At 38.6% G+C, this 7984-nt stretch carries 10 protein-coding genes; 5 read left to right on the top strand and 5 right to left on the bottom strand.

Annotated features, from left to right (window positions below; genetic code table 11):
* Positions 1 to 391: GNAT family N-acetyltransferase (locus TJ68_RS03840; RefSeq protein ID WP_040928846.1), on the top strand; the 391-nt coding region annotated here is incomplete at its 5' end.
* A 31-nt stretch (positions 392 to 422) separates the two neighbouring features.
* The gene (locus TJ68_RS08380) at positions 423 to 590 is read left to right on the top strand and encodes a hypothetical protein (protein ID WP_155974673.1); all 168 of its coding nucleotides are present in this window, start codon (positions 423 to 425) and stop codon (positions 588 to 590) included.
* A 54-nt stretch (positions 591 to 644) separates the two neighbouring features.
* Here the strand turns inward: TJ68_RS08380 and TJ68_RS03835 are convergent, their stop codons facing one another.
* Complete coding sequence (locus tag TJ68_RS03835; protein WP_040928845.1) at positions 645 to 1634, bottom strand: DUF1307 domain-containing protein; 990 nt, start codon at positions 1632 to 1634, stop codon at positions 645 to 647.
* Positions 1635 to 1880: 246 nt separating this feature from the next.
* On the opposite strand from TJ68_RS03835, the gene TJ68_RS03830 reads away from it, so the two are divergent.
* Positions 1881 to 2357 (top strand): nucleoside deaminase, encoded by a 477-nt coding sequence (locus tag TJ68_RS03830; RefSeq protein WP_040928844.1) that lies wholly within the window; start codon positions 1881 to 1883, stop codon positions 2355 to 2357.
* 327 nt (positions 2358 to 2684) lie between these two features.
* Here TJ68_RS03830 and TJ68_RS03825 read toward each other — a convergent pair whose 3' ends face one another.
* The 3 genes from TJ68_RS03825 to TJ68_RS03815 form a co-directional block, all read right to left on the bottom strand.
* Complete coding sequence (locus TJ68_RS03825; RefSeq protein ID WP_040928843.1) at positions 2685 to 4007, bottom strand: nucleobase:cation symporter-2 family protein; 1323 nt, start codon at positions 4005 to 4007, stop codon at positions 2685 to 2687.
* The gene (locus TJ68_RS03820) at positions 4007 to 4585 is read right to left on the bottom strand and encodes a xanthine phosphoribosyltransferase (RefSeq protein WP_040928842.1); all 579 of its coding nucleotides are present in this window, start codon (positions 4583 to 4585) and stop codon (positions 4007 to 4009) included. The genes TJ68_RS03825 and TJ68_RS03820 overlap by 1 nt, the downstream gene beginning before the upstream one ends.
* Before the next feature lie 65 nt (positions 4586 to 4650).
* Positions 4651 to 6159 carry an amidase family protein gene (locus tag TJ68_RS03815; RefSeq protein WP_040928840.1) on the bottom strand — a complete coding sequence of 503 codons (1509 nt, stop codon included), beginning with the start codon at positions 6157 to 6159 and terminating at the stop codon, positions 4651 to 4653.
* A gap of 72 nt (positions 6160 to 6231) precedes the next feature.
* Here TJ68_RS03815 and TJ68_RS03810 point away from each other — a divergent pair, with 72 nt between their 5' ends.
* Positions 6232 to 7083 carry a DUF4097 family beta strand repeat-containing protein gene (locus TJ68_RS03810; RefSeq protein ID WP_040928839.1) on the top strand — a complete coding sequence of 284 codons (852 nt, stop codon included), beginning with the start codon at positions 6232 to 6234 and terminating at the stop codon, positions 7081 to 7083.
* Between the two features lie 11 nt (positions 7084 to 7094).
* On the opposite strand, the gene TJ68_RS03805 is transcribed toward TJ68_RS03810, so the two are convergent.
* Positions 7095 to 7763, bottom strand: coding sequence for an RluA family pseudouridine synthase (locus TJ68_RS03805; RefSeq protein WP_040928838.1), 669 nt, complete (start codon positions 7761 to 7763; stop codon positions 7095 to 7097).
* A 61-nt stretch (positions 7764 to 7824) separates the two neighbouring features.
* Here TJ68_RS03805 and TJ68_RS08755 point away from each other — a divergent pair.
* Positions 7825 to 7984, top strand: a 160-nt coding sequence (locus tag TJ68_RS08755; RefSeq protein WP_148449636.1) for a LacI family DNA-binding transcriptional regulator, incomplete at its 3' end; no start/stop codon positions are given.

Genomic DNA, 7984 nt, shown 5'->3' with positions numbered 1-7984 from the left:
AGAAGATGTACAAAACAACTTTCTAGAGTTTGCATATAGTGATGAGATGTTGAAAAAACGACTTTATCAAATTATGTTCGTTGCCGAATACGATGAAAAAATCATTGGTTTTATAAATTTAAAAGAAACGGAACAACCAAACACATATGATTTATCAGCAATATACTTATTACCAGATTATCATGGTAAAGGAATCGGTAGTCGGCTGATAGCTCATAGTATTGAGTCAATCAAAAATTTTGAAGAAATCTTTCTAGAAGTTGAACAAGATAATATCAATGCGGTAAATTTCTATAAGAAACTAGGCTTTAAAATTGTAGACGAATATAATGATGACTTTGATGGCCATATCCTAAGAACATTAAAAATGTCTCTTTCAAAAGTCCGTTGATAAAACTATATAACTGTGAGGAGGTTATTAAATGACTCGGAGAAATATAATCTTAATACTTCTTTTAATCAGCTTCATCATGATGCTACTCGCGGCACTGATACCAGAAAAACTCGGTGGATTCTTATTTTTATTTTACATCGTGCCAGGGATTTTATTTTTTGTAAGTGCAGGGATGATTGCGTATAAGAAGGATTAGTTTTCAAAATAAAAAGCACGCGCTGAAGGATTTTTCAGCTTGCGTGCTTTTATGTTATTTCTTTGTTTCTACATGTTCTAATCCATTTCCTAAAAGGGCCATCGCGATTTCAGTGTAGTTTCGTGATTCTTCTTTTGCACTTTCATCTACTTGCTCAATACCCATTAACTGAAGAACTTTATCTAGTTCTTTAACTTTTTCATAGTCCATGACGCCTTCTACAGTGAATTTATCATCTTCGAATTTCATATCAAAATTCACACCGTCAAGTTTGTTTAACTCTTCATAATTTTTGGCGATATCTTTAAATTGTTCTTCTGCAGCTTTTTTATCTGCTAAGCCAAGTGATTCATATGACTGTTCGTTATAAGTTGTCTGTTTTAAAATTTTGTTGTTTCCGTCTTGTAAAACAGATACTTCGTAAATATAGCCTTCTTGTTCGAGAAGGAATACTTCAGTCGATTTTTCACCTTCAAGGTAATATCCTTGCTTTTTAAAGTTATCTACACTTAAATCATAGCTTACAAACTGTGATTCTATACCAGAGTCAGGTAGTGATGACACTACACTGAGATCTGCGACTGTGTAGTCGACTTTGAATGTTTCGATGAAAGTATCATCATTAAATTCTACTGAGTATTCGACGCCTTCTTGGTCTTTATATTTTTCTTCATCACCAAATTCTTTAATCTTTTCTTGCGCCTCTTTTTTGTCTTTCACACCAAGCGTACTGTATTTACCCTCAGTGACCTGGTTTTGTTCTAGTAATACGTCATCTGCATGCTTCATTTCGATTGTACTAAGTAAGCCATCTGCTTCTTTTTTCATGATGTTAGTCGTAGCTTTCGACTCATCATATTCTGGTTTCTTAGATGAGTCGCTGTTCTCTTCATTCTCAGTGTCTGTCGATTCTTCTTTCTCAACTTCCTCTGTCTTTTCGTCCGCTGACTCATTACTAGTATCCGTGTCTTTATCTTCGTTAGAAGAACACGCAACGAGTGTTATAAAAGATAGGGCCAGCAGGACCATCCAAAATTTTTTCATATAAATTTCTCCTCTCAGATATGTAGTAATTAAAGACAAATTACTATCGGGACATATTTAAGGAACTTAATCAAAAACCGTTACGGCAGTGTTCCTTATACTTAAAATTACCTAATTGAAATATTTTTAAACTTAAATTTATAAAATAATAAGAGAAGTAGCGCTTCTGACTGACTCTATTCAGTGATTTATATTTCTTTTCAGACTAGAATAGTAGTATATATAGAAAGGATTAGGAGTGTAATTATGCTGACAAATAAAGAAAAAGAATATCTCAAACTCGCTGTTAATCTTGCAGAAGAAGCATTAAATAAAGGAGACCAACCGTTTGGTTCAGTGCTTGTAAGTGATAAGGGTGAAGTATTATTTAAAGACCATAATAGAATTTCTAGTGGCGATAATACGAAGCACCCTGAACTTCATATCGCGCAGTGGGCGAGTGTGAACTTATCTGATGAAGAAAGAAAAGCATCGGTCGTGTACACTTCAGGCGAACACTGCCCGATGTGCGCAACTGCACATGCAATAAACGGACTAGGTAAGATTGTCTATGCGACGAGTAGTGAGCAGTTTAGAGAGTGGCAAAAAGAATTCGGTATAGAAGCTGGACGCGTGAAGCCATTAAGGATTACAGATATCGCGGAAGATATCGAAGTGATTGGTCCAGTCAAAGAATTTGAAGATAGAGTAAAGAAACTTCATAGAGAATACTATAGAAAATAGAGATTTAGAGTGGTTTTTCATCTTTTTAAGGGAGGTGCGGGAGAATCGTCGACGAGATGAAAAACTCCCCGTCGCTATGAAGGTTATCGACGGCGAGTTTTTGATACACCGACGCAAAATGATGAATCGTCGGCGAAAAACTGAAATTCGCGAAATTCACCGACGATTCGGTGATTCCCGTCGGCGTATAGAAATTTCGCCGACGATAGTGCTGTCTGCGTCGGTGGGAATGAAGATTCACCGACGATTTCGGAAAATCCAAGAAATCCTCACCAAACAACATCCGAAACACACAAAAATAGAGCGCACTCCCTCGAGTGCGCTCTATTATTTTGCGTCATCTTCTGCCGCTTCATATATTTGATCTTTTATTTCATCGCTTGGTTGTAAGTTAAAGTTTAATACGATATTTAAAATGATTGCCGATAAACTACCCATTACAATTCCACTTTCTGTGATGACTGAAATACTTGACGGGAGACTGCTGAAGACGTCTGGTACCGCAGTAACTCCAAGTCCGAGTGCGAGTGAGATCGCAACGACCATTAAATTGTTTTGGTTTTCAAAGTTTACTGTGCTAAGCATTTTGATTCCGTATGCACTGACCATCCCGAACATCGCAATCATCGCGCCGCCTAAGACGGATTCTGGTATCGCGAGTGTCGCTGCTCCGATTTTTGGCATCAGTCCTAAAATCATGAGCATAATTCCTGCGATGTAGATAATTTTTAATTTACGTACGCCAGACAATTGAATGAGTCCGACGTTTTGACTGAATGTCGTATACGGTAGGGAGTTAAATAATCCTCCGAGCATAATCGCAAAACCTTCCGCACGGTATCCACGTTTTAAATCCTTTTCGCGAATTTCTTTATCGGTAATATCTCCGAGCGCGAAATAGACCCCTGTAGATTCTACTAAACTCACCATCGCAACTAATATAAGCGTCAGTATCGGTACTAAGTGGAATTCTGGTGTTCCGAAGTAAAAGACGACCGGTAAGTGTAACCATGATGCATCTTTTACTGGAGATAAATCGACTTGACCGAAAAATGCTGCGATAATTGTCCCGACGATAATTCCAATTAATATCGCGATGGATGCGAAAAATCCGCGTGCAAATTTTAATACGACTAGTATGATAAGTAGTGTAATAAATCCGAGTGCGACATTCTCAATCGATGCGAAATCTTCTGCACCTTGGCCTCCAGCGAAGTTATTTAAAGCAACTGGAATGAGTGTTAGACCGATAATTGTGACGACCGTTCCTGTTACAACTGGAGGGAAGAATTTTATCAGTTTACTAAAGTATCTTGCGACGATAACGACGAATAATCCTGCGGATAAAATTGCCCCGTACACACTTTGAATACTATATGTATTTGCGATGTTGATGATCGGTCCGACGGCGGTAAACGTACATCCTAATACGACTGGGAGTCCAATTCCCATAAATTTGTTTTTCCATACTTGTAAAATCGTAGCGACACCGCACATCATAATATCAATTGAGATTAAATACGTCAGCTGTGCAGTCGTAAGGCCAATCGAAGATCCGACGATTAACGGCACAATCACGGCGCCTGCGTACATCGCAAGTACGTGCTGCAGTCCGAGTGAAGCATCTTTAAGATGCTGTCTTTGCTCCATTAATTGTCACCTACGAATTTAACTTGTTTATCGTACATCGACTCGATGCGTGCAAGTGACTCCACGCGGTATCCTTTATCGCGTAAAATTTTACCACCGCTTTGGAATGCTTTTTCTATGACGATTCCAACACCGACAATTTCTGCACCGGATTGCTCAACGACGTCAATAAGAGCGCCCGCCGCTTCACCGTTTGCTAAAAAGTCATCGATGATGAGTACTTTATCAACTTTACTTAAAAACTTTTTCGCTACTGCGATCGTGTTCGTCTCTTGTTTTGTATATGAAAACACTTGTGACGTGTATAAGTCATCGCTTAACGTTAACGATTGTCTTTTTCGTCCGAAAACAACTGGGATATCTAAAAGTAAACCGACCATCACAGATGGCGCGATACCAGAAGATTCGAGTGTTAACACTTTATTGAACTCGACGTCTTCAAATCGAGTAATAAACTCTTGTCCCACTTCTTTCATTAATAAAGGATCGATTTGGTGATTTAAAAATGAATCAACTTTCAGTACATTTTCGTTTAATGCTTCACCGTCATTTAATATGCGCTGTTTTAAAAGGTCCATAGTAATCTCCATTCAATTTATTAGTGTATAAATAATATCAAACTCTTCCCTTTATAACAATATCGTTAACGCTTCTTCGGATGAAAAACTTTCGTGTCTAATCGTCCGGCGTTCTCAATTTCTAAAGCGAGCTGTAGTAATTTATCTTCTTCACCTTTACGTGCGATAAACATGCTTCCGACAGGTAGGCCTTCGTCTGTATTATATAGAGGAAGACTAATTGCGGGTTGTCCGGTTAAGTTGATCGTCCATGTGTACGGACTATACGCGCTGCTCGTTTTAAAGACATCTTCAAAAATGTGTGAGACTTCATCGTCTGGTAAATTTTCTATATTTTCGAGTTTTTTAAATGCTTCGTCTGACGGTTTAAACTCGTCGATGTCTAAAGTTGGACCGTTCATTGTCGGTGTTAAGTAAAAGTCGTATACGTTATCGTCTAAAAAGCGATGATAGAGTTCGCTTAACGTATCCCAGTAGCTAAGAGATTGTGTATACATCCAACCAGGTACTTTTAAGCCTGCATAATACATACCGTATGAGATAAGTTCGACGTCGTCTTTTGTAATTGAACGACCTAAACTTTGTTCCATCGATTTAAACATCGCAGCAGTTTCTACCATGTTCATAGTAAAGTATGAATGAATTGCTTTTTGCCCGTCGACTAGTACAGTGTCTTCTACAACTTCGTGACCGAGTGACTTTAGCACTTCAACCGTATATTCTAAGCTTTTTACAGCTTCGATGTTCACTTCTGAACCAATTGGAGACTCTCGACTATACGCAATTTTTAAGCGTTTCTTAGGCGGTGTAAGTTCGCGTATCGTAAGTGGTGGAGCGATATACGGCGCTGCAGGTGGCTGCTCATCCATCATCTTAAGGAGTTCGTACGTCTCTCTCACTGATTTTGTTAAAAAGAAATCGATGGATGCACCTTGCCACTGTCTATAACTTCCTGGACCACTTGTGACGCGTCCTCTCGTCGGTTTTAAGCCGATTAAACCGTTAAAACTTGCTGGAATACGAATCGATCCACCGCCGTCACTCCCTGAAGCAGCAGGCACGAGTCCAGCTTTTAACGCAGCTGCCGCGCCACCACTAGATCCACCTGAAGAGAGTGGTCGACCAAATGGTGCATATGAATTTCCGAAAAGATCCGAATCCGTCACCATCTTAAATCCAAATTCTGGGACGTTTGTTCGTCCGACGATGACAAACCCGTTGTCGATAAGCATTGTGACAAAGTTGCTCGAAGTTTTCGCAACGTAGTCTTTAAATAAATGTGAACCATTTGTCGCAGATACTCCAGCTTCTTCTTGTCCGAGGTCTTTAACGACAATTGGCACTCCGTAAAATGGAGGTAATGCTTTTATTTCTTCTGAAGATAAAGTACCTAAAGTACTGTCCATTTCTTGTGCGGTACGGAGTGCTTTATCTTTTTGTATATGAACGACCGCGTTCATGTCGTCGTAATGCTCGATATTATGTAACGCACGCTCGACGAGCTCTGTTACGCTGACTTCTTTTTGTTTTACTTTTTCGCTATAGTATAATGAATCGTGATGAAATAATGTCATGAGAATTCTCCTTTACGTCTTTACAGCTAGTATATATAAGAAAATTAGTTTTAAAAAGGAAGGTGCCACGAAATGGACCGATATGAGTATTTAGGGACTGTGAAGTATCATTTACAATCCCTCCCAACCAAACGACAAGATAAAATAATCGACGGATTGCTGAATCGTTTTCGAGACAGTGAAGATGATGACGCACTAATAAAAGAATTAGGTGCCCCAGAAGCACTTGCTGAAAAGTATTTATATAGTAAAAAAGATTTAACGATTGATGAAGATATTACGCACTTTAGTTTTGAGACGACGTTTGTCCCGGTTTATGTGTATGAATCAGACGATGAGGATTTGCATATTAACGTAACGAAAGACATCGATTTGGAAAACGTTCAATATGAAATTAAAGACGGGGTTTTTCATCTGAATTTAAAGCTGTCTCATGCAAGTAAAAACACGCGATTAGACATCTATTTACCGGATAAAGATATCGATCGACTTGAAATGACACAGCATTACAGTTCAATTCATGCGGACAGTATAAAAGCGAAAGATATACTGTTTAAAAATGATGTTGGGCAAGTGTTAGTGAAGAGAGTAGAAGCGGATGCGTTGACGTGTTATCTTCAAACGGGAGAGATGCGAATTGATGACGTCGATACGAACCATTTAAAATTTAACGTCAGTACCGGGAAACTCGTTTTAGATAATGTGAATCCAGATCAACATATCGACGGAAAAGTTGCGACAGGTAACGCGATGGTTACGTTAAAAGAGATGTTTAAAAATAACGAGTTAACGTTAAAAGAGCAATTCGGATTACTCGATATTGAAGGATACGACGAGACGGTAGATGGAGAAATCCTCGGAGTTGGGGAGTATAAAGTGAAGCTCGTCGTGAGTTACGGCACATTAATGATAGACACGAATTAAGTTTAACAAACTTAATTCGTGAATCTATTCCAAGGGTATTTGTTTGGTGTATTACTTGACACTGTAATGACTTTATCTTTTGTTGGATGTTTAAAGCGAATTTCAGAACTCCATAAAGCGATTTGTTCACCGACTGTACTACGCTTGTTATAGCGCTGATCGCCAAAAATCGGAGTATTTTGATTTGAAAGCTGAACGCGGATTTGATGCGAACGACCGGTATGAAGTTTAACTTCGAGTAGGCTGAGTGCTTCATCTACACCGATTGTTTTATAATCGAGCACTGCGCGCTTTGCGTCTTGTGTATTTTTACTTGCGACATAAGACGTGTTCGTCTTACGGTTTTTAACTAAATAGTCTTCAAGCGTACCGCTATTATTTAGATGGCCTTCAATGACCGTTAAGTATTTGCGCTCGAACGTCTGTTTACGAATTTCATTAGAAAGGCGACTCGCACCTTTAGACGTCTTCGCAAACACAATTGCACCACCAACCGGACGGTCGAGGCGATGGACGAGACCTAAAAAGACATTGCCTGGCTTATTGTACTTTTCTTTAATATATTCTTTTACGATCGTCAGCATGTCTTTATCATTCGAATCATCCGCCTGAACCGGTATATTATTCGGCTTCGTCACAGCAATGACATGGTTGTCTTCGTATAATATTTCTAAAGTCATAGTTTAACCTTCTTTGTAATAGTTGTTTATACAAAATGCAATTATAACACTAGTATTACTAATGAAATTATATTGTTTTGAAAGAGTGATTATATTGAGAAATAAAGTATCATCTGAGGATGTTGCAAAATTAGCGAATGTATCGCAATCTACAGTATCAAGAGCATTTACTCCTAATGCTAGTATATCAGCTGAAGCAAAAGAAAAAGTGTTAAAGGCTG

Origin of the sequence: Nosocomiicoccus massiliensis (assembly GCF_000438455.1) — a bacterium.
Taxonomy (GTDB): domain Bacteria; phylum Bacillota; class Bacilli; order Staphylococcales; family Salinicoccaceae; genus Nosocomiicoccus; species Nosocomiicoccus massiliensis.
This window is presented reverse-complemented; position numbering and strand designations above follow the sequence as displayed.

Excerpts from the sequence above, each read along its gene's own strand:
- TJ68_RS08380 (WP_155974673.1), top strand. The coding sequence starts at position 423 with ATGACTCGGAGAAATATAATCTTAATACTTCTTTTAATCAGCTTCATC.
- TJ68_RS03815 (WP_040928840.1), bottom strand. The coding sequence starts at position 6,159 with ATGACATTATTTCATCACGATTCATTATACTATAGCGAAAAAGTAAAA.
- TJ68_RS03805 (WP_040928838.1), bottom strand. The coding sequence starts at position 7,763 with ATGACTTTAGAAATATTATACGAAGACAACCATGTCATTGCTGTGACG.
- TJ68_RS03835 (WP_040928845.1), bottom strand. The coding sequence starts at position 1,634 with ATGAAAAAATTTTGGATGGTCCTGCTGGCCCTATCTTTTATAACACTC.
- TJ68_RS03825 (WP_040928843.1), bottom strand. The coding sequence starts at position 4,007 with ATGGAGCAAAGACAGCATCTTAAAGATGCTTCACTCGGACTGCAGCAC.
- TJ68_RS03810 (WP_040928839.1), top strand. The coding sequence starts at position 6,232 with ATGGACCGATATGAGTATTTAGGGACTGTGAAGTATCATTTACAATCC.
- TJ68_RS03820 (WP_040928842.1), bottom strand. The coding sequence starts at position 4,585 with ATGGACCTTTTAAAACAGCGCATATTAAATGACGGTGAAGCATTAAAC.
- TJ68_RS03830 (WP_040928844.1), top strand. The coding sequence starts at position 1,881 with ATGCTGACAAATAAAGAAAAAGAATATCTCAAACTCGCTGTTAATCTT.